Origin of the sequence: Pseudoxanthomonas sp. PXM02 (genome assembly GCF_014851805.1) — a bacterium.
Lineage (GTDB): Bacteria > Pseudomonadota > Gammaproteobacteria > Xanthomonadales > Xanthomonadaceae > Pseudoxanthomonas_A.
Genome location: NZ_JACVAK010000004.1, coordinates 255,673 through 277,081 on the forward strand (window position 1 = coordinate 255,673; position 21,409 = coordinate 277,081).

Below are 21,409 nucleotides of genomic sequence, written 5' to 3' on the forward strand. Positions count from 1 at the left end.
GGGGATGGTCTTCGAAACGTTCTAGAACGGGGATCAAGCATGACCATGCCAGATGAGAGAACTAGGGCGCTGCTGTGGGCCGGTGGCTTCTTTATCGACATCGCCCAGGACGAGTCACTCCCGCTGGCTCTTCGGCGAAGGGCCGTGACGATCTCGCGGCATTTCCCAACGATCGAAGATGTCGCGTGGATAGTCGAGTCCCTACGAGATTCGGTCCTGAGTATTGGACTGGCATCGCCAGAGAACGCCCTACCTGAAGAGGGTGATTGGTGTTTCACCGTCCTGCGACACTCCACAAGGCTCGGATGGCCGGGAGAGGGTTAAGACCCTGGGTATTCATCCACAAGCATGCTGGACATCGCCGCCAAACACTCTGGGCAGCGGCACCAAATGAACTGGGCACCTCCGCCAGCCTGTTGGACATCTCCCAACTCGCTGGACAGAACTCCATGGCGAACGTAAAGCTGGGCGCGGTCAGAGAATCCGCTCGATCATGTGAAGCTACGTGGCTTTGATCGACGCTGATGGCAGCTACCGACCCAAAGCGGACATCCACAGTTGAAAGCTTGGCGGCGCTCTGCATAAGGGTTTTAGTCAGGCGGAGGCGCTAGCTCACTCAAAGTGAATAGTTCAGACGCCTGGGCGTCAAACCTAGCGTCCAACAGTGCCAAACCCTCAAGAATGCTGAGCTCCATCTCTCCAGGCACGTCACACAGCAGATGGATTCTCAGCTTCTGCAGGAACTCGCGAGGATTCCCGACCTGACCATCTCGTAGCCGAGCCAAGCTTTCTTGCAACAGAGAGCGAATCTCCGATGGCGTTCTCATATCCAGCTCACTCTAGGTTTGGCGGGCATGCATTTGACGCATCCTTGCGTACTTGCCCTCCCTTGGGGAGCGGCTATGGTCAGCCGACTTCAGGAAGTTGACGGGCGTATCTAAGGACCGTGTTCTCGTCCTGGGTGGTTTGCCTGGTAGATTCGAGCCAGCGCACCGCCGCCCCATGATTCTCTATCAGTTTCCCGAGCTCGCTCGTCAAGCAGTAGGCGCAAGGTTGTCCGCCAGGGCTTGGCCTGGAACAGCGGGAGCAAGGCGACATGGTGGTGCTGGCCGAAGGCGTCAGTTGGTAGCAGATCTTCTTCATGAGCGCACCAGCCGCGCTGGTATGGTCTACGGTCATGAGTGCGGCTCGCCGAGTGCTGAATCCGGCGCTGGACGTTTACGAAAACGACGGCCAGCGCCAAAGCGATGTCGAATCGCTTTCCCGCTCAGGATCGCTTGCTGGGATTGCGCTGCTGGCCCTTCCCTGGCGAGTTAGCGGGCTTCATATCTTTACCCGTTACGGCCTTTTCTGGTCGTTCGCCGGCGACTGCCGCGGGCGTCTTTCGCTGTGGTTGGTCCGGTCTGCTCTTGATGCTGCTCATGATGCATCTCCACCGACAAGGTTGTCGGTAACTCACCATGCGCCGACTAACATGACGACCGTGTGCAGCCTTAGGGCTAGACGGCAGTCTACAGTCCGTTCGCTGGACCGACGGGCGGTAGTCTTTCGTCAGTTGTTGCCCCAGTTGTTGTTTGCCCCTCGACGGGAAATGTCGTCGGTCGTCAATGCGGCGTCCTCACGGTAGCGCAACGACGACGGCGTAGTGTGGTTTGTCCCATCGTAGGTATCCTGCACATGCCTAGCACTCGTAAGCTCTCGCTGGAGTATGAATGGCGGCAGGAGGGAGATCAGCACATCCTGCATCTGGGCGAACACGCCCTCATACAAATTGACCCTGATCGCGACGTTTGGGTGCTCCGATCATTGCTCAAAGCCCCTGGTCTTACGCCGCTTCGGTTCGCTGTGCGAACCGTCGAGATTGGAAAATTGAAGGCAGAGAGCTGGACGATGGAGCGGCAGCACATCATCGCCCATGCGTGCGGACGAGACGATCTCGTGCCGCTGCTGCCGTACTTAGTTCCGCGCTTTTCCTATGCCAGGGAGCTGGCTGACTGGACGCCACGCAGAACATGACGCCTCTTTGGTCCAACGAGGCATGGGAATCATTCGAGACTGAAGCTCGCGCGATGCATGGAGCCGGACTTCGTGACGAGGCGCTGCGTGCACGCTTGGAAAGTGCCATGAAGCCCCTGCTTGCCTCTGGTGATCGAGAACATCAGATACGGATCCGGGAGGATGCTACGCGCTACCTGGTTGCGTGCGGCTTTCTTCCCGCCTCGACATCTCTCTAGGATTCGCTACTCCGAACTCGTCACCCCGCGCTCACCCGATAGGCGCATGCTGCTTACCCATCAACAGGAAACTAGCCAGATGCGCGACATCCTCAAAACGTTGAAGAGCGAGCACGATGAACTTCGCCAGCTATTCGCCGATATGGAAAAGACCACTGATCGGGCGAAGAAGTCACGCGGCCACATACTTAACGAGATCGAGAGCGGTTTGATCCCGCATGCCAAGTGGGAAGAGCTCGTGTTCTACCCGGCATTCAAAGCGCGAGCAGATAGGGAGGGTCTCAAGTCGCACGCGGAAGCATTGCAGGAGCATCGCGCGGTTGAACTTGCGGTGCTGCCGGATCTGAAGACGAAAGACACCGGCTCGGTCGAGTTCGCGGGGTCTGCCAAGGTGCTGGGCGAGTTTGTTGATCACCATGCCAAGGAAGAGGAAACCACGATGTTCAAGATGGCCAGGAAGCTGTTTTCCAAGGAAGAGTTGGCCGTCATGGACGAGGAATATGATCAATGGAAGGGTTCGCCGGATGCGGATGCCGCGCTTGCAAATGCATTGAAGCAGCCGAGCCCCAAACCTGTAGCGTAAGGGAGCCGGCTTGCAAGGCGATGCACATGGAAGGACAAGGAGGGTCTTCGCCATGCATATGCCACTCTCTATCAAGCTGCGGCGCCAGTCGAGCGTCGATAAGTCCCGACGAATAGGCGACGGTTTCGATTTGCCTTTCGGATCGAGTAAGACGCACCCGCTTTGTTGCGCACAAAGCTTAACGATTCAGTTTCGCTTGACCTGTGATTGGACAGTGATCCTTAAGTAGCGCACCTTCCTCGTAGTCCAAGGGGAAGAGCATGCATAGCGAGGCAGTGATTGAGGGGTCTGTCGTGACTTCCTCTACGGGAAGTCGCGACATCCTGGAGCTTGTTGCAGTTATTACCGGGATGCGGTGCGCGGTGGCCGCTCGCGTCACACGCGAAAGCTGGATCGCGCTCGATGCTATTGATCGAGCCGGTTATGGCATCCGGAGGGGCACCCGACTCGATGCCGAACTTACTTTGTGCAAGAAGGTAAAAGATACACGCACCCCCCTCTGCATTTCCGACGCGGAGAAGGGTCCGAGCCTGGACCATGACTACATTCCCGCGACTATGGGCTTTCGGAGTTATGTGGCCGTGCCTTTGGTAACTCGCGATGGCGCGCTATTTGGAACGCTATGCGCCTTCGATCCGGATCCTCGCCCCATCTCCATGAAAGAGGTGGAATCCATGCAGAGGCTTGCCAACCTGTACGGCTTGCATGTCGACAGTGCGGATGACCGGACACGCGCGAGTTCGGAGGCAACGTCACGCGAGATGTCGCTCGCGCAGTCAAGACTCGATCTCGACGAGTCGAAGAATAGCCTACTGCTCGCCAACGGGGTAGCAAAACTCCGCGAAGAGTTCATTGCTGTCCTGGCTCATGATCTCCGCAACCCATTGCAGTCAATAACCATGGCGGCCGAGATCATAGGTACAAGTAAGCTGGACAAGAAGCAACTCAAGCTTGTTGGTCATGTCAAGCAAAGTGCGGCGCGCATATACGAGCTCGTTGAAGTCACCATGGACTTTGCGCGCGGGCGCCTAGGTGGGGGAATGCTTGTGCGCAAGGAAGTGAACGAGGATCTCGCACGTAGCCTGGATGCGGTAATCGACGAAATCAGGCAGGCACATCCTGAGCGCACATTCACCTCATCGACCGACATTACGGAGAGGGTCTTGTGCGATCAGTATCGAATTTCCCAGCTATTGAGCAACCTGCTTATCAACGCGGTGATCCATGGGAGCCCGGAGTCAGTCATACAAGTCATCAGTAGCACGGAGGACGGCGTGTTCTGTCTCAGTGTCGCCAATCGCGGGGCGATTCCGCCAACCAAGATCGGACGCATATTCGAACCATTCGATCGCCAGGGGGCCGCTCGACCGGAAGAGGGTTTGGGTCTTGGCTTGTACATCGCATCCCAGATCGCCATCGCGCACGACGGCACCTTACACGTCATGTCCGCTGAAGACAGCGGCACGATCTTCGAATTTCAGATGCCTCTCTCGAGCCTCTGATTCAGAGATAGGTCATCGCCGGATGAACGTAATTCGGTGCAAGGTGGCATGTCCGCTTCTGGCCGATAGCTGACATACACCTAGCGGCGAGCCCCTCCAAGCTTGGACCTTCCAGCCTTCGTCTCTGACCGTGCGCCTCTCGCCACCAGGCGACAACGACGGTCAAACTCAGTATGCAAATGATGACACCGATTGCGCTGACCAATAGTTTCATTGGTAGTCCCCACACTGAACCGAAATGCAGGGTAATGATCCAGTCCGAGAGCCATGGTCCGAGTCGCGGGTCAGAAGCAGCCTCGCGAACCAAGCCCCTTACTGAAGCTGAGACCGGGTTTCGCGCTGGGAGGTTACGTATCCACTAACGGCGTCCGCATGCCCATGCCCGTCGCCTGCACCGCAAAGAGGGGTGATCGCCGCGCGAACGCCCCTTTTGCAGGCCATCCTCACGGCGGCTCGGTAATACTTGGCGCATGTTCATGGAATCCTTCAACTCGTGGTGCTGCAGACACCGCCGCTCGTTGCGCCGCGCCGGCTCTGTGCTTTTGGTGCTGTACCTTGTGTACCTGCTGGCCGCCAACGTGTTCCTCAACACGTCCATTGGCGAGCAGGTCATCAACCGCAAGCCGGATCGATTCCAGGCACGGTGGGACTGGGCCCTTAGTGCCTACCCGGGACACATCCATGCCCACGGCGTGGTCCTGGGCGGCCATGCACGTACCAACCGCTGGTTTGTCGCCAGTCCCCGTGCCGACGGACGGATTAAGCTGGTGCCGCTGCTGTGGCGCGAAGTGGGTTTCGGCACTATCCGTGCCGCGGACGTCTCGGTGCACGTGCAGCGCGTGGCCGAGGATAAACCCACCATCAAACGCCCGGGTAAGCTGCCGTGGGAGCTGAGTTTCGACGCGATCACCACCCCCAGCTTGCTGCGCATGGATTTCTATGATGCCCGCGTACGCGGGCATGGGCAGGCGCGCTTTGTCTTCCGCAAACGGCTGCAGGGCGGGGCGATGGAAGTGGGCCCGTCTACCCTGCATATGCCCGATGCGATCCTGCAGGTGGGCGAGGTCGAGGTGATGCGCGACGGGCGGCTGGACTTCGAGATCTCGCTGCCCCTGCACACGCGCGAGCGCGCGCACGGGGCCGAGAAAGTGGGACTCATGCACGCGCGCATGCGGGTGGACGGCCCGGCGCCGGGCATCGACCTGGTCGCCCACCACGGCCAGGCATTACCGCTGGGTGCCCGCGGCGCCACGGGCCGTTTGCGAGCCAACCTGACCCTGAGCCGCGGCGCGCTGATGCCGGACAGCTGGCTGGACTGGTCGGCGCCGGTCTTCTCGCGCGGCGTCGACGGGGAGGCAGTGCGGCATCCGCTGGGCGTGGCCCTGCGCACTCGGCGCGAAGCGATCGCGTTGGCGGCACGGATGCCGCCCACCTCCGAGGGCGCGCCTTGGCTGGCGGCCGACCTGCGCGTGGACGATCGCCGCCTTGGCCCAGACGACTGGCTGCGGCCGCTGCGCGCGTTGGGCGGCACCGTGCGCACCCGCTGGCCGGCGATGCCGCTGCGCTGGATCGACGTGTTCCTGGACGACATCCCGTGGCTGGAGATCAACGGCCGCGCCAACCTGGATGCCGACGTGCGTCTGGACGCTGGCGCAATGCAGGCGGGCAGCCGCGTCGACGTGGAGGATGCGCAGCTGCAGGCGCGCGTCCTCGACAACCGGTTCAGTGGGCAGGCCCGGGCACGCCTGCGCATGCGTGGCGAGGACGACGCCTCACGGCACACCACCATCGCGATTGTGATGCAGCAATTCACCTTAGCTCCCATCGCGGCTCCGGAGAGCATCGACCTGCGCGGCCGTGACCTGCGCCTGGACCTGCTGTCCACCGGTCCACTGGCCCAGTTCCACGAGAACCTGGATGCGCACCTGCATTTCGTAGACGCACAGGTGCCGGACCTGCGCAGCTACAACCGCTACATGCCTGCCCAGAGCGCGCGACTGCTCGGTGGCAGCGCCAGCGCCAGCGCCGACATCCGCCTGGACCATGCCGGCGAAATGCTCGGTGGACGCATGCAAATGCGCGGCCAGGACGTGCGCTTTGCGCTGGGTCCGTCGCGCCTAGCCGGCAACCTAGTCTTGGACAGCCGTCTGTCGCGGGTTGCGAAGGGCGGGCGTCGCTATGCTCTCGACGAAATGGCGGTGCATCTGGACGGCGTGCGGCTGGAATCGTCCGGCGCCGATGCCGGCTGGTGGGCACGCATGCGGCTAACGCAAGGGGAGATCGACTGGCAGGAACCGTTCGAAGTGGCCGGCCGCGGCCAGGTGGAGATGCGCGACGCCAGCGTGCTGCTGGGCCTGTTCGCAGAGCACGACGCTTTCCCTGGATGGGTAGGCAACCTGGTCGATGCTGGCCAGGCGCGGGCCACTGGCGATCTGCGCATTCGCGGCGGAGAGATCGTGCTGGACCGCGTCGAAGCCAGCAACGAACGCTTCGACCTGAAGGCGCGCATGCGCATCGCGGCGGGCGCGCCAGCGGGCGACCTCTACGCACGCTGGGGCTTGCTCGGGATGGGCATGGAGCTGCATGACGGACAGCGAAAGATGCATATCGTCGGTGCGCGCGACTGGTACGACGCTCGCCCGGCCCTGCTGAAGGAGAGCGAGTAGTCGGTCGCGCGGCGCAGCGGGTGCGTACATTTCGCCGGCTGGGCAGTCTTTTCGGGAGGGAGCGCGGCGACCCTTGGCATCTGTGGGAAAATCGCGCGTCGCCTGAAGGACCGTTCCCGGTTGGAACTACACCGTCTGCATGTATCGCACCAAGCCATCCTCGATGGCAGCTGGAAATTGCGGAGGCCGAACCGGCGTGATGGACTAAAAGATGGCACCCGTCGAGGGCATGTTGGGGTAAGCCTCCGGCTCAGAGTCCGCTTCTGGCCTATAGCGGACATGTGTAGCGCTGATCAGCCATAGCTGTCGCGCTGAGCTTCAGTCTCTAGATCCCAGGAGCAGGCCTTCATTCTAGAAGTGATTGCTGTGCATACGCAGGGCGGCAACGCGCACCACCTTCGTCGCTTCTAAGTTGACAATTATCAGAGATGCGTCGCAGGGGTGGAGAACATGCGCGAACGCCGAAACAAAAGATCAGCGCACGCTGATGCTTAGTGCGCGCTGCCCATAGAATCAGAAAGCAAGGTATCTGCACTCATCGCTGAGTTCGAAGATCTATATGCCGCCAACGCGGATGCCGGCCTTTTGCGAGTGGCGTCAAGGTCGGCGATGCGATAGCCAGAACTCTGTACTGTATGTAGGAGCTGATTCTCAAAGCCACGATCTATCACCCTTCTGAGGTTGTAGAGCTGGCTACGCAAAACATCGGAATCTGGGACGGCATCCCCCCAGAGCTCGCGTTCGATCTCTCGACGGCTTACAACCCGGGGCGACTCTCGCATTAGTATGTTCAAAAGCTTGGTAGCGGAGGGTGACAGCTCAATCTCCTTACCTCCTCGTTGAATGCGATGGCAAGCCGGATCAAACGATAGATCTCCTACTCTGAGCACCTCACGCCCGATCTCCCGACGATTCCTACGAATCACTGCGATCAGTCTCGCTTCCAGCTCGCGTGTGGAGAACGGCTTCGTCAGGTAGTCATCTACCCCTCGTTCCAAGCCATCGACCTTGTCTTCTAATTGATCTCTGCCTGTCACCATGATGATCGGCGTTGAGATGCGAGCTTCGTTCCGGAGCATTCTCACGATCTCTAAACCATCTAGGCGGGGAAGATGTCCGTCCAGAACAATCGCGTCGTATCGATTCTCGGCTGCTAGTCGGTAGCATTCCGCGCCGTCATGGGCATAGTCGACTTGCATCCCTCTGGCTTCCAGGTAGCTGCCTACTCTTTCAGCGACGAAATGGTCGTCCTCGACGATTAGAACGAGTGCAAAAGCAGACATGGCACTACCTTCCCTTAAGTCATCTTTACTGACTTTGCTTCACCAATCGTCATCCGACCGTGAAAGGCACCCGTTCAGCTTAAGCGAGAGAATTCACGGTGCAGCTACAGGTTGGGGGTCAGCCTGCAAGTCCGAAGCGCTGCAATCGAGGGCGACGCTGAGGACTACGAATTCTAGACCTCACACCTTGGAGAAGACTGATGAAAATTTCGAACATGACGCTTTCCGCGCTTGCAGTTGCAGTGCTCGCGATGCCAGGCCTGGCTTCCGCCTACGGAGAAGGTGATAAGCCAAAAACGACGGCGGAACACTCGCAGCACAAGGAGTCGGCCCAGCCGGTCGATGACACTTGGATTACAACGAAGGTAAAAGCTGATTTGCTGGCCAGCTCCAATGTGCCCGGCACGGAAATCAAGGTCGAGACCGTCAACGGCGTGGTTACCCTTTCGGGCACCATCTCGTCTCAGGCTGAGAAGGACAAGGCGCTGAAGGTTGCTCGTGGAATTAAGGGCGTCAAGACAGTGGAATCGGCAGGCTTGAAGATTGCTGCCCGCTGAGCTTGCAGGCGCGATGCGTTTCGTGTGAGCGCGTCGCTATTAAGGGCTTCATGCCTCCCCCGCTGCTCGCGTAGTCGATGACTACATGCGCAGCGGGGAGATTTCGTTGTCTCAGGAAAGACGGTCTTAGACCTCGCCGCGTATCCTGGCATAGGCCTTTATCTTCTATGCACTCGCGCAGTTGGAACTCAGATTGACCTTCGCGAATGAGCTCCAAGATTGATCCAGTTGAGCTCAGATTTCATCGCGACTAAGGCGGTGACTACGGGCCTACGCATTTGCGAGCGGTTGAAAGCGAGCCGCACGGCCCTGAGAGGTAGGGGAATTGCTGTGCCTGATACGCAGCGATCACACTCGCTTCTCGATCACGGATCCAGTTCTCTACAAACACTTTCCCCCTCTTGACCGTCGGGACCGCCACAGGTCGACCGGGGGTGTCGATAGTCTGACCCAGGAAGTGGACAGCAAGCCCTAAGCCCGAGGGCTGTACTCGAGCGATCGGATGCTGGGCGCAGTAAAGCGTGTGGGCCGTGCGATGGGGGTTGACCTTGAACGGGTCGCCATCATGCGGGCTCTCGCGCCAATAGAAGCTGGGCGCCAGAGACGTGTTCATGCTGATTTCCTGCGAGTGATTTGAGGAATTTTCTCGCGTTGGATGTAGTGCTAGCGTCAACGCATCGCCGACACGTGCCAACCGATTAGGCCGCCGCCTCTATGATCTACTCAGACGCAACGGAATTTGAGCACGTCCTCACGACAGCGGTCGCCGCATCGCATCTTCGTGAACTTGGCCGGCAAAACGGTTGGTAGAGGCATATAGCGGAATCACGCCTGTTCCGGTCGCTTCCAAGCCGTGCCCCCTCAAGCCAACACCATGCAGAGTGCGAGCCCTGTCCTTAAATGCAGTTGACGACTTGAGCGACCAGATCGAATGCCCCGTCAAGATGCTCGCGCCCAACTGGGCATTTGCCAAGCAAAGATCCGGCGGGGCGGTCCATGGACCACGGGCGGTGCCAATTCCGGGCGTCCGCATGCCGGAGCTATAAGCCGCTGACGCTGCAACACCCAACGGTTGGCCCAGCCCCTTCCGTACTCCGCACGTCGCACAGCCACCTGCTGAGGCGTGATATCCGGAACCTCCAGTAGCGTCTCGACTCGCCAGGCCGACCCTACAGGGGCGACGCGCACGAGGGGATAACCATTGAGAGAGAGGATTTGCTCACCGTTGTCTTCTTCCCAGACGTAGTCCGGCGGCAGCTGGACGCTAGTGGACATGGCTTTCATCCTCCATCTGGTGAGTGTGAAAGCTGAACGTTACGGAGTTCGTGTAGATGCCATGTCAACGCCTAGCTGGCTTCTGCTACGCCTCCGGCATAGGCAAGGTCTGGTCCGGCCGAACTGCGAACATCGAAGCTTTACGAGGCCTCAAGCAATGCGGCCGGCAACTAGGTGCAACGCTTTCAGCTACCGCGCGACAATCCAGAGTGCACATCGTAGTCACGCCGCCTGTGGAAGATGCGCGTAGCAGATGGGCGAGGATCCGGCCGGATGCAGCGACGGCTCGGTGCCGGGCTGGCGGCCGCACACAGCATGCTCGCCGATCGTCCGCGACGCGACGCTCGCGCCAGCCCCCGTACGTTCCCCCCTCGACTCCGGACGGATATGCCATGGCCAGCCAGAAGAAGCCCGCCAGTACCCCCAAGACAGCCAAGACATCCAAGACGCAGGCGGCGACGCGTGGCGGCGGCGACGAGCGCCATGACCTGGCGGGCGGGCGGCATCCGCCGTTGACCACCAATCAGGGCATCCCGGTGGCCGACAACCAGAACTCGCTGCGCAGCGCGCCGCGCGGGCCGACGCTGCTGGAAGACTTCATCCTGCGGGAGAAGATCACCCACTTCGACCATGAGCGCATTCCCGAGCGGATCGTCCACGCGCGGGGCACGGCCGCGCACGGCTATTTCGAACTGAAGAAATCGCTGGGCAAGTACACGACGGCCAAGGTGCTCAGCGAGGTGGGCGTGCGCACGCCCGTATTCACGCGCTTCTCCACGGTGGCCGGCGGCGCGGGCTCGGTGGACACGCCGCGCGATGTCCGCGGCTTCGCGGTCAAGTTCTATACAGGCGAGGGCAACTGGGACCTGGTGGGGAACAACATCCCGGTGTTCTTCATCCAGGACGCGATGAAGTTCCCCGACGTCGTGCACTCGGTGAAGATGGAGCCCGACCGCGGCTTTCCGCAGGCCGGCAGTGCGCACGATACGTTCTGGGATTTCGTGTCGCTGACGCCGGAGACCATGCACATGATCATGTGGGCGATGAGCGACCGCACGATCCCGCGCTCGTTGCGGACCATCGAAGGCTTCGGCGTGCACAGCTTCCGGCTGCTCGATGCGCAGGGACGCTCCACCTTCGTGAAGTTCCACTGGCGTCCTGTCCTCGGCATCCAGTCCACGGTGTGGGACGAGGCGCTGAAGCTGCAGGCCGCCGACAACGATTTCCACCGACGCGACTTGTTCGAGGCGATCCAGGCCGGCGCGTTCCCGGCGTGGGATCTGGGCGTGCAGCTGTTTACGGAAGAACAGGCGGACGGATTTCCGTTCGACCATCTGGACCCGACCAAGCTGATCCCCGAAGAGACGATTCCGCTGACGATCATCGGCCGCATGGTGCTGGACCGCTGGCCCGACAACTTCTTCGCCGAGACCGAACAGGTGGCATACTGCCCGGCGAACATCGTGCCCGGTATCGACTTCAGCGACGATCCGCTGCTGCAGGGGCGGTTGTTCTCCTACCTCGATACCCAGCTCTCGCGCCTGGGCGGTCCCAACTTCCACCAGCTCCCGGTCAACGCGCCGAAGTGTCCCTTCGCCAATCTGCAACGCGACGGCCACATGCAGATGTCCGTTCCGAAAGGGCGGGTCAACTACGAGCCCAGTTCGCTGCAGCCCGATTCGCCGCGCGAGACGCCGCAGGGGTTCCGCAGCCATGCCACGACGACGGAGGCGGGCGGCAAGCAACGCCTCCGGCCGGCGTCCTTCGCCGATCACTACAGCCAGGCACGCCTGTTCTTCCGCAGCCAGGGCAAGCACGAACAGGCACACATCGCGTCGGCGCTGGTGTTCGAGTTGTCCAAGGTGCAGACGCCGCATGTGCGCGATGCCGTCGTCGGTCACCTTCGCCACGTCGACCCGGCACTGGCGGAACGGGTGCGCGATGGACTGGGCATGACGTCGCTGCCGGACGCCCCGCCTGCCGCCGTCAAGCCGAAGGACCTGCCGCCGTCGCCGGCATTGCGCATCATCGACCGGATGCGGGACACGCTGGAGGGTCGTTGCATCGGCCTGCTGGTGGACGATGGCTCGGATGCCGCCGTGGTCAAGGCGCTGGGGAAGGCGATCGAGCGCGAAGGCGCCACCGTCAAGATCGTCGCCCCGCGGCTGGACGGCGCGACGCTGGACGATGGTTCGCGTCTGGCGGCCGACGGGCAACTGGCCGGTACCCCGTCGGTGCTGTTTGATGCGGTGGCGCTGATCCTGTCCCCCGACGCGGGCAAGCGGTTGGCCAAGGAAGCCGCCGCCGTCGACTTCGTGCGCGACGCGTTCGGACACCTGAAAGCGATCGGCGCCGATGCCGGCGCGCAGCCTGTGTTGAAAGCGGCTGGCATCGGTCGCGATGCCGGCGTGATGGATGCCGATCTGACGCAGGCCTTCATCGCGGCCGCACGCAAGCGCCAGTGGGACCGGGAGAAGAAAGTGCGATCCTTGGCTTGACCGTGGGGATGATCGATATCTCACAACCACCATTTTCTAGCCGGGAGCGGTGGTTCCCATCTGTCGCGCCGGCCGTGAGTCTCAAAGGCAACGTCTCGGGTCGCCGCCGTCTTCTTCACATCGCCATGACGAGCCTTGATTCAGTTTAGTGAAACTGACAGGGGTGGGGCGACAGCGTGTCTAATTCCGGGATCATCCTTCTTGTTGAGGACAATCGAATCCTTGCAGAAGCGGTCGGCAGCTACCTAGAGACCAGGGGACTGGACGTTGACTATGCGGTAGATGGCATTGAGGGCTATCGGCTAGCTCTGGAGAACCGCTACGACGCGATCGTGCTCGATGGCAACATGCCGCGTATGGACGGTCTGGAGGTGGTTCGTAAACTGCGGAAAGAGTCCCGGATGTCGACCCCCATCATCATGGTGACGGCCCGCGACACGCTTGAGGACAAGATCCGAGGGTTGGAGCTCGGAGTAGATGACTACCTCACCAAGCCCTTTGCTGCGCAGGAACTAGAGGCCCGTCTGCGCGCGGTCATCCGTCGCAACCGTAAGCAACTGTGTGGAAAAGCCTTGCGCGTCGGTGATCTCACTTACGACCCCGCGAGTCAGCGGGCGATACGCGCGGGCAAAGAGCTTCATCTTTCGCGCGTTGCCACCCAATTGCTTCAGATCTTGATGCGCGAGTCTCCACGCGTGGTGACCCGTCGAGAGATCGAGCGCGAAATCTGGGGTGACGACCTGCCTGATTCGGATGTGCTGAGAAGCCATCTCTACAATCTTCGGAAGGGAATCGATAAGGATTTCAGTAGTCCGCTTCTGCAAACGGTTCAAAGTGCAGGCTATCGCCTCGCGGACCTCAGTCACAGCCAAAGTCAGGACACTAACGACCAGCCCCCGCTAGCTTCTGCGGCGGGCTGATTCGCTCCATCTCCATTCGCTCGGGACTTTGTCCGGCTTCTTGGTCAGAGGCCGGCGCTTTTCAGATGTGGCGGGCTGGCGAAACATCCTTGTCGAAGTTACGCCAGAAGTAGCTTAGTGAATTTGCAACCAAATCCCTTTTGAGGTCGCCTTGCGGTTCCCTGCCTGGCAGCCAATTCAACCCTTCGATCCCGGACGCAGCGCCGTCGCGGTAAAACATCTCCCATCCCTCGAAGCGCCGCGCGGCAACCGGACCGTCCATGAGATGAAGCAGAACTAAGTGGGATCGAGACGCGCGGATGCGCGAGACTGCCTCGGATAGGCTGCCACGGGGTCCCTCGATGTACTGAAAAAAGCAGGAGCCGTCGAAGACCAAAGCGCCCGAAAGATCGTGCTTTCCATTGAATTCGATAGCGTCTGTTAATAGGCTCCTGAGCCTAGTGCTGTCCAACTGCTCGGTTGCTCGACTCACGTAGGCGAGCGCACTTAACTTCGAAGACACCCTGGTTTTCCCATGTCCGGGCAGACGCCCTGCGGGAGGCGATTTTACACAGCCAGAAGGGGGCAACCCGCTCGTGCAATCTGGCTAAAAGCGCGAACCTGAATAATTCAGGTTTCGCCAAGGGCTCTTTGATATTGTGCGCCCCATCTACTGCGACCTGCAGTACACCTAGCGGCCGGGAACCGCATTAGCCGCTCCATGAGACTGAACCTCTACCGCGTTGACGGTGGGTACTTCGTGTGCCCGGCTGACGATCCGATACCTGCCTCGCACACTTCCGAATTGAAGGATCGCGCACCCGACATGCGATTCCTCTCTCGGGATACCGCCGGCCGGAAGTTTATTGAAGATCACATGCGCTTGAACGGCGCGATCCTGATGGATGAGCGAGTGGCGAACATCATGCTCGCTGGGTACCCGGGCTGGTTGAACCGCTCGTTCTAGCGTCTACTCGTGAGCTCGCTCAGCAGATGAGCGACCAAGCCGCGACGGCGAGCAGGTATTCGCCTGAGCGACTGAAGACAGGCAGATTCGTAGGCGTCTCTTGCGTAATCGATCTCGTTCTTAAGTGGTTTTGAGGGACGGCGCTTTTGAGCATTTCCGTGTCCCGTTGCCAGCCACTCAAAAGCAACCTGGGTCATCTCAGCAATCTGGATGAGATGGCTAATACTGGGCTGGGTTCCGCCCTCTACTCGCTCCCATTGCGCCACTGCACTTCGGTTGACGCCTAAAGGCTCAGCTAACTGCGTCTGTGTCAGGGAGGCATCCAACCTGGCCTAACGAATGCGATTTGCCATGGATCCTGTCACCTGACAGCTCGCTCTGAGGGAATGTGGGGGTCTTTGCGTAGCGCTGGACGGCCGATCATGTCTGAAGCCAGCGGGCAATAGAGGGCGGTTCGGAAGCCTCATTCTTACTGTCTATTCCGTGCTGGATGCAGTTAGAGCACGTTTCCCGGATTACGGTAAGGCGTGCCGTTGCCCAGCGATTTGCCAGGACCTTACCGCGATCCACCGAGCGAACCATCATCTCTTGGGCACTCAAGCGTGGCCCATGAACAAGTGTACGAACCATCAGGCCGCGAACCATGGGCTCCACACGGACAACTGGAATGTCATCCAAATAGAGCGTGTGTTGATCCAACTCCTGACGCCAGGAGAGCTCAGGAGGCAGCTTGGCATTTATTGACATCGTTTCGCTCCCTTAAAAACCTGAGATATCCGAGCATACAGCTACTATTGGCCCATTCTCGGCCAGCTAAAGTGACCTGCGAGTCCCTGTGTAGCGAGGGCTACAGATATTTAGTCTTTCTTCTTTACTACCAAGCCAAGTACTTGCTCAACCAAGCACGAGTGGATTGAGCTTCCAGGCGGCGAGATTCAGTACCGATGCGAAGCTGACCCAGGCCAGGTAAGGCAACATCAACAGCCCCGCACTTCGCCTCACCCGCCAAAAGCCGATCAGGGTAGCGATGATGAGCAGCCATAGAGCGACGATATCGGCGAACGCCCAATCGCCTCGTTGCCAATGAAAGAACAGCCAGCTCCACAAGGTGTTCACTGCCAACTGCGCTAGGAACAGGGTCAACACCCCTTGGTGCTTCGCCCAGCCACCGTTTTGCCACACCAGCCAGGCGGCCACACCCATGGCGCCGTAGAGCACGGTCCACACCGGCCCAAAGACACTCGCAGGCGGTGCCCACGAAGGCAGCGTCAAACTCTTATAGAAGACGTCCGCGTGTACCGAGGCCACCGCCCCGACCCCTGCCGCGGCGTAGCAAAGCAGTAGCCACCCAGCCAAGCCAACCACCTGTTGCGTACGCGTCATGAGACCTTCCTAGATGAAGTTACGGACTTGAGACGAGAGGAGTGCAGAGCTCCAGCCTGCCTCGCTAGTGTGGAGCACCTTGGCGTGATGCCGACGACAAAGAAGAGATCCTGGAATCACGCAGATGAGGTTTTGCGACGTCGTAAGGTGGTAGCGGTTAAGTAACGAGCCGCCCAGAGCAGTCCGGGCAGTGCAACTGCCCACGCCGAGCCCAGCCAAAGCAGACCCACCCATTCCGGATTTACCAGCGCCACAGATCCCCAACCTCGTGCCGCCGCAAGGTAAGCGAGCGGTCCGCCGATGCCGCCCACTATCATCGCCAACCACAACCGACGCTGCAGACCGTGCATCGACACGGTCAGGGTGACTGCCAGCGCCGCCCACAGCGCGAGAATCCAGGGTGCAGCGATCGCGCTACCCAGTGGGGCAGCGCGATACACCAGCCATCCTTGTGAGCCGGCTACGCCGTCCACCAGCAATCCGCAGCCGATGGCTGCTACAACCAACTTGAGCTCTACCAAAGGCGTGCGCGCCACTCTTAGATGAAGGCCGACGAAGACAGCGCTCGCCAGTACGCCCGGCCACGCCATGTCTTTCCCAGCTGCAATGACTGCGACCAGCCATACAAGTTGATTGCCCAGCACATTGACGAGGATGGGCAATACGCCATGCCGCTGCGGAGCGCTTAGTTCGACAGGCGTATGACGCTCGCTCATAGCGTGTCCAATAGTAGGAAGACCGGGAGTACGCCCCCGGTCTTCGTCCACGCAAGAACCCTCAAGGCGAAGGTTCGTAGAAGTACGTATTCACCCTCGCGGTCCCTATTGGCAATCCGGCCTGGAATGCGGTGACATTGAAGACAGTATTCAGCGCGACAGCAGCATCGGCGTTGAGAGTCAGCTGCACGTCATTCAGCTGCACCGAGCCCGCGCGCGAATGCAGCCCTCGGACGATGGGAGCGCTGACCAGCGTGATGTCGAACAACGGCAGCCGTCCCAGCACGCTGTCATTGACTTTCACCAGCCCGGTGAGTACTGGAGCAGCGCCGGTCGTATCGATGGTGTAGCTACTGAGGTTGACCTGAGTGCCGCCCGCTTGCAGGGACAATCCGCCGGCATGATCCACTTCGCCTTTCAGGTTGCCCAGATCCAGTTCGCCTCCCGGAATGGGAAAGGCGGCGTTGGCCCCACGCAAGCGGGCCGGATAAGAGGCACGCACTGAAACACCAAGGGAGGTAAGTGCACCGACAAAGTCGCCGGAAAGCTGCACACGGGTGTCGCCGCCCAGCGTATTGACCGTGGGCGCGGCCAAGGCGGATGCGGGGATGAGGGCTGCCGTAACGAGGGCATAGCAGCAAAGCCGAAGCGTATTCATGGTCTGTGTTCCTGTGATGTAAGTACTCAGGGGAAGAACCTTCAACAAGGACACGCGAGATCGGTCATGCGAGCGGCAGGGATTACACGACCTGCCTCAGCAAACGGCGCGTGAGACGTTTGGTGCTGCGCTTACGAAAGGCGGTGTCGGATAGATGCGGCTGCAAAGCAAGCAGCAACGTGTGCCGACTAGCGGCGCCAGCCGATACAGCAACGTGCATAACGCGTGAGGTCTTTTGAAACCCCGCTTACATTCGCGCTCTCCCTTGAATCTTCTCCTTCGGTCAGCGCGTAGCGGATTGGCTTACAGACAGTAAGCAGCTGACTCAACCCCTGGGAGTGGCACATGAATACCAAGATTCTTGGCGCATTGATGTTGGTGGTGGCCGGCCCCGTCTACGCGGCAGGTCCAGAAGAAGGCAAGTTCTCCATGTCGGTTTCGGGCGGCGTTGACATGCCGATCAGCGGCGACGTCCACTCCGGCGCTGTGGCGCAGGTGCCGGATCTCGGTCCGTTGAATCCCGCACTTGCAGGTGTCAGTGCGGAGTTGCGCATTCGCTCCCGCAGCCACGAGCAGATCTACGGCACGGCCAGGTCGTTGGGCTTGGAACTGGGCTATGGACTGAGTGATCGGAGCGAAGTATTCCTTCAGGCGAGGGAGACCAGCGCCGACGAAGGCCGCGTGCGCGTCGGTGCGGCATACGTGCCGGCGCTCGATGCCGAGCTAGACGTCTTCGGAAGGTTCTCGAGCTATGACGCGTACACGTGGGAGGCGGGTTACCGGCGCTTCTTTCGCGGCGGTGGCCGGGTCAGGCCGTTCTTTGCGGCACGCCTGGGTGCGACCGAAACCGACGTGATCCGGGCCACCTTCGAGATCCCCGACGCCGCGATCACGATCCCGAATGCGCCTTTCTACGAGAAGGGCTGGGCGCTGAGCGGGGGGCTTGAGGCCGGCGCACAGATCTCGTTCACCGAGCGCTTCAGCATGACACTCGCTGCAGGGGTGAACTACATCGACGATCTCTCCGACGACGATTCCGCGATCGGCGGGCTCGGTCTGGCGGCCATCAACGACACCGGCAGTCGCGTCTCAATACCTCTTTCCATCGCCGGCCGCTGGGACTTTTGAAAACATCCAACGGCGGGCACGGCAACGTGGCCGTCGCCAACGCTCGACGTTGATCACTGACGCAATGGAGGCGCCCATCAAGCAGGCGCCTCCATTAATCCAGATCCATGTCCGTTATCGGTCGACAGCGGACGTCGGCCGACTGGCTTGTTCGAACCCCTACTTTGGGAGGGCACGGCAACTGCATCCTTAAAGTCGTACCTGCGATGGCCGATACTTAGGGAGAATTTCCAAATGCTAGAACTCACTCTTGCTCGCGCGGTTATATCGGCTTCAAGACGCCGTGCTTGCGGAAGGGCCGTATGACCTTTGGAGCTGGCATGCCTTCACAGTGCGTGACGCATTTCTCGCCAGACTGAGCTCTTACACATTCGATCCAAGGCCGGCGGCTCACTCTACACTTGAAGCTGTTCCCTAGTTCGGCTTTCCAAGCTTGCTCGCTGTCAACAATGGTTCCGTCAGCACTATGGAACTGCGCGGCAATGATCCTGCGAGCTTGCCTCGAGCAAAGGTGTCCACGCATCGATCTCGCGGAAGGAAACAGGTAGTCCGTAGCTTCCAACTTGGCGAGTTCGACCCATGCGCGGATAGCAAACAGTCCGTCGTCATCCACATGGATCTTTCGAAGTCCACCTCCATGGAGAAAGTAGAGTGAAGCCGAATCGTCGGGGCGGGGAAGTAGATCTCCCGCCTGCAACTTGACTAGACGCTCCATGCTCAATGGCGGCGCGGCGTATAGCTCAATGAGCACATAGTCTCTAAGTCTTCCTTCTGAAATTAGTCTTCTGAGAACAGGTGGAAGGTCTTCGTCGCTGAACTCCGTACGCGTACTCATGAACGCGCCTCCTGGTGCTCGCCTACGCATTTCAACCTCAATACAAAGAAAATCGAAACGCGAACGCTATACCCAAAGACATCTTCTATCGGGCTATAGCTTGACCCAGATGCACTGAACGCACATATCGGAATCTGTGCGCGCGTCCAAAGAAGTGCAGCGCGATGGGTTGTGACGCATGGGCTATGCTTGGTACACGTGGGTGCTTGCCCAATGTCTTGAGACAATCTGCCTCGTACATCTAGTTGAGCACGGGTCCCTCAGACGGGCCGTTTGCACCGTCCATCGCTAAGCAGAACTAACAAGATGACTGCTGACTTACACTGAGCACCCTGAATTGATGAGGCAGTAAAGTGATAGTTCGCCGATCAGTTCATGACCGTATTGCTGAGGCAGTATGCTTCCAACACATAGCGCCCGTCTTTCAGCCTATCGTCCATCTTCGTTCCACCCGAACGGTCGGGTTTGAGGTGTTGGCTCGCTGGACTGACAGCGAACTCGGTCCAGTCTCCCCTGAAGAGTTCATTCCCGCAGCACAGGCAAAGTCTCTTCTCGCAATTCTGACCTACAACTTGATCCGAAGCGCGTGCACTTCAGCTAGCGCGTGGCCCCATGATTTCTACCTGGCCTTCAACGTCCCACCCAGCCTGATGCAGGATGTTCAGGCGATGACCCTGCTAGCGGATGCAGTTACTGAAGCGGGCTTCGCTTTCAGCCGCGTTCGAATTGAGATGACGGAGGCGGAGCTGGTTGAAGACGAGCAGGCAGTTAGGCGTGCCGTCCAATTACTTAAGAAGAAGGGAATGAAGGTCGTCCTGGACGACTTCGGAGCGGGCTTCTCGAGCCTAGCAAGGCTCAACGAGATTGATTTCGACGAGATCAAGATAGATGGTGGGTTCATCCGAAGAATTGACATCGACGCTGATAGCAGAAGAATCATTTCTGCAATTGTCGGGCTGGGTCATTCTCTTGAAATTCCAGTGGTTGCCGAATCCGTCGAGACACCGGAACACGCTGATTTTCTAAGGCGGCTCGGCTGCGAGTACGGCCAGGGCTGGCTATTTGGGCGGCCGGCTGCAGCGGAGGATGCGCATCTTTTTCTGGGTCCGGGAGCGACTCCGGTAAGCGTCGAAAGTTCAGTCACCCTGTCCCCATATCACCGCCAGTATCAGCTGGAAACGTTGTACACGGCTTCGCCTGTGGGTCTCTGTTTCGTCGATACCGCCAAACGCCATGTCGCAGCGAACGGGGCGTTTTGCAAAATGCTCGATAAGCCACCCGAGCAAGTTGTGGGCAGAACAATTCGGGAGATTTTTAGTACAGAAGTGGCGACGATGATTGAGGAGATCGTCGATAGAAAGCTACTTGGCGAGCAAGGAGATCCTCTGGAGTTTCAGTTTCCCGGGACTCAGGAGATTTACCTCATCTATCACCACAGAGTCGTGGATGACGCAGGCTTGCTTCTTGGTCTTTCGGTCGTATCGCTCGACATAACAGCGCGAAAGCGTGCGGAGCTGGCACTTCACGACAGCGAGCGTCAGTACAGGAACTCTGTTGAACTCAGTCCGACCGTCATGTGGATAGCCGAGCCGGACGGTTCACTTAGCTATATCAGCCCGATGGCCGACGAACCGCAAGGCCGTAGCCTCGAGGACCGACTTAACTCCTGGTACTTGAGGATGAACTCGGATGATCGCGCGCGGGTTCGTGAGCATTGGTTGGCCTGGCTACCCACGGGCTTGCCGTTCGAAACGCGGTTCCGTGTGGAGTGGCCTGTGGGCACTTGGCGTTGGGTTCGTAGCCGAGCGCGCCCTCAAATTGTAGATGGCGTAGTAGAGCGATGGTTCGGAGCCTTCTCCGATATCACTCGCGAGGTGGAGCTAGAGCAAAGGGTCGCAGAGCTGGAAGCTGTCTTGGGAAGTCCAAGACCTGGCTCCTGAGAAAAGGAATCTTCCGAGCGCGTCCAACCAGCATTGTGACTGCTTGAACACAACCAGTGCGGTATTCCCTATCGATGTCGACGCGCTCGTGCCCCTGCCACTACGTAGTGGCCCCCCCGGCGGCCAGCGGGTAAGTGCGGTTGCTCAGTGTCCGCTTCCGACCGCGGATTCATATGATCGACGCAACACACGGATAGCTGCGTAGGCAGCAGGAGTGTTGCGGATGAAGCGCAGGAAAAGGATCTACTACACCGACACCCAGAAGGCACTGATGTGGGATCGCTG

Annotated in this window: 14 protein-coding genes and 1 pseudogene; 11 read left to right on the forward strand and 4 right to left on the reverse strand. The window is 59.7% G+C overall.

Annotated elements, in window-relative coordinates; genetic code table 11:
• Positions 1–45 precede the first annotated feature (45 nt).
• The 5 genes from IB225_RS20600 (at position 46) to IB225_RS18280 (ending at position 6,985) form a co-directional block, all read left to right on the forward strand.
• Positions 46–324: a BPSL0761 family protein gene (locus IB225_RS20600; protein WP_305076730.1), complete on the forward strand. Its 279-nt coding sequence runs from the start codon at positions 46–48 to the stop codon at positions 322–324.
• A 1,353-nt stretch (positions 325–1,677) separates the two neighbouring features.
• Positions 1,678–2,016, forward strand: a complete 339-nt coding sequence (locus IB225_RS18260; protein ID WP_192313617.1) for a hypothetical protein — start codon at positions 1,678–1,680, stop codon at positions 2,014–2,016.
• Between the two features lie 264 nt (positions 2,017–2,280).
• Complete coding sequence (locus IB225_RS18265; protein WP_225584033.1) at positions 2,281–2,817, forward strand: hemerythrin domain-containing protein; 537 nt, start codon at positions 2,281–2,283, stop codon at positions 2,815–2,817.
• A gap of 260 nt (positions 2,818–3,077) precedes the next feature.
• Positions 3,078–4,319 (forward strand): GAF domain-containing sensor histidine kinase, encoded by a 1,242-nt coding sequence (locus IB225_RS18270; RefSeq protein ID WP_192313620.1) that lies wholly within the window; start codon positions 3,078–3,080, stop codon positions 4,317–4,319.
• Positions 4,320–4,864: 545 nt separating this feature from the next.
• Complete coding sequence (locus tag IB225_RS18280) at positions 4,865–6,985, forward strand: hypothetical protein (RefSeq protein WP_345776647.1); 2,121 nt, start codon at positions 4,865–4,867, stop codon at positions 6,983–6,985.
• A gap of 599 nt (positions 6,986–7,584) precedes the next feature.
• Here the strand turns inward: IB225_RS18280 and IB225_RS18285 are convergent.
• Positions 7,585–8,268: pseudogene (locus IB225_RS18285) on the reverse strand (response regulator transcription factor); the annotation flags it as partial.
• Positions 8,269–8,468: 200 nt separating this feature from the next.
• On the opposite strand from IB225_RS18285, the gene IB225_RS18290 reads away from it, so the two are divergent.
• From IB225_RS18290 to IB225_RS18310, 4 genes are all read left to right on the forward strand, one after another.
• Entirely contained in the window at positions 8,469–8,825 is a 357-nt protein-coding gene (locus tag IB225_RS18290; RefSeq protein WP_192313632.1) for a BON domain-containing protein, read from the forward strand.
• A gap of 1,667 nt (positions 8,826–10,492) precedes the next feature.
• The gene (locus tag IB225_RS18295; RefSeq protein ID WP_192313634.1) at positions 10,493–12,598 is read left to right on the forward strand and encodes a catalase; all 2,106 of its coding nucleotides are present in this window, start codon (positions 10,493–10,495) and stop codon (positions 12,596–12,598) included.
• Positions 12,599–12,774: 176 nt separating this feature from the next.
• On the forward strand, positions 12,775–13,518 hold the full coding sequence (locus tag IB225_RS18300; RefSeq protein WP_345776648.1) for a response regulator transcription factor: 744 nt from the start codon (positions 12,775–12,777) through the stop codon (positions 13,516–13,518).
• Between the two features lie 700 nt (positions 13,519–14,218).
• Positions 14,219–14,464 carry a hypothetical protein gene (locus IB225_RS18310; protein WP_192313640.1) on the forward strand — a complete coding sequence of 82 codons (246 nt, stop codon included), beginning with the start codon at positions 14,219–14,221 and terminating at the stop codon, positions 14,462–14,464.
• Between the two features lie 894 nt (positions 14,465–15,358).
• Here the strand turns inward: IB225_RS18310 and IB225_RS18320 are convergent.
• From IB225_RS18320 to IB225_RS18330, 3 genes are all read right to left on the reverse strand, one after another.
• Entirely contained in the window at positions 15,359–15,847 is a 489-nt protein-coding gene (locus IB225_RS18320) for a TspO/MBR family protein (RefSeq protein WP_192313645.1), read from the reverse strand.
• 116 nt (positions 15,848–15,963) lie between these two features.
• Positions 15,964–16,563, reverse strand: a complete 600-nt coding sequence (locus tag IB225_RS18325) for a DUF2878 domain-containing protein (protein ID WP_192313648.1) — start codon at positions 16,561–16,563, stop codon at positions 15,964–15,966.
• 61 nt (positions 16,564–16,624) lie between these two features.
• Positions 16,625–17,221 carry a hypothetical protein gene (locus tag IB225_RS18330; RefSeq protein ID WP_192313651.1) on the reverse strand — a complete coding sequence of 199 codons (597 nt, stop codon included), beginning with the start codon at positions 17,219–17,221 and terminating at the stop codon, positions 16,625–16,627.
• 345 nt (positions 17,222–17,566) lie between these two features.
• Between IB225_RS18330 and IB225_RS18335 the strand changes: the two genes are divergently transcribed.
• Together IB225_RS18335 and IB225_RS20675 are read left to right on the forward strand one after the other, a co-directional pair.
• Positions 17,567–18,349: a hypothetical protein gene (locus IB225_RS18335; protein WP_192313654.1), complete on the forward strand. Its 783-nt coding sequence runs from the start codon at positions 17,567–17,569 to the stop codon at positions 18,347–18,349.
• Between the two features lie 1,188 nt (positions 18,350–19,537).
• On the forward strand, positions 19,538–21,124 hold the full coding sequence (locus IB225_RS20675) for an EAL domain-containing protein (protein WP_192313659.1): 1,587 nt from the start codon (positions 19,538–19,540) through the stop codon (positions 21,122–21,124).
• Positions 21,125–21,409: the final 285 nt, after the last annotated feature.

Excerpts from the sequence above, each read along its gene's own strand:
- IB225_RS18330 (WP_192313651.1), bottom strand. The coding sequence starts at position 17,221 with ATGAATACGCTTCGGCTTTGCTGCTATGCCCTCGTTACGGCAGCCCTC.
- IB225_RS20600 (WP_305076730.1), top strand. The coding sequence starts at position 46 with ATGCCAGATGAGAGAACTAGGGCGCTGCTGTGGGCCGGTGGCTTCTTT.
- IB225_RS18295 (WP_192313634.1), top strand. The coding sequence starts at position 10,493 with ATGGCCAGCCAGAAGAAGCCCGCCAGTACCCCCAAGACAGCCAAGACA.
- IB225_RS18325 (WP_192313648.1), bottom strand. The coding sequence starts at position 16,563 with ATGAGCGAGCGTCATACGCCTGTCGAACTAAGCGCTCCGCAGCGGCAT.
- IB225_RS18270 (WP_192313620.1), top strand. The coding sequence starts at position 3,078 with ATGCATAGCGAGGCAGTGATTGAGGGGTCTGTCGTGACTTCCTCTACG.
- IB225_RS18335 (WP_192313654.1), top strand. The coding sequence starts at position 17,567 with ATGAATACCAAGATTCTTGGCGCATTGATGTTGGTGGTGGCCGGCCCC.
- IB225_RS18310 (WP_192313640.1), top strand. The coding sequence starts at position 14,219 with ATGAGACTGAACCTCTACCGCGTTGACGGTGGGTACTTCGTGTGCCCG.
- IB225_RS18260 (WP_192313617.1), top strand. The coding sequence starts at position 1,678 with ATGCCTAGCACTCGTAAGCTCTCGCTGGAGTATGAATGGCGGCAGGAG.
- IB225_RS18265 (WP_225584033.1), top strand. The coding sequence starts at position 2,281 with ATGCTGCTTACCCATCAACAGGAAACTAGCCAGATGCGCGACATCCTC.
- IB225_RS18320 (WP_192313645.1), bottom strand. The coding sequence starts at position 15,847 with ATGACGCGTACGCAACAGGTGGTTGGCTTGGCTGGGTGGCTACTGCTT.
- IB225_RS18290 (WP_192313632.1), top strand. The coding sequence starts at position 8,469 with ATGAAAATTTCGAACATGACGCTTTCCGCGCTTGCAGTTGCAGTGCTC.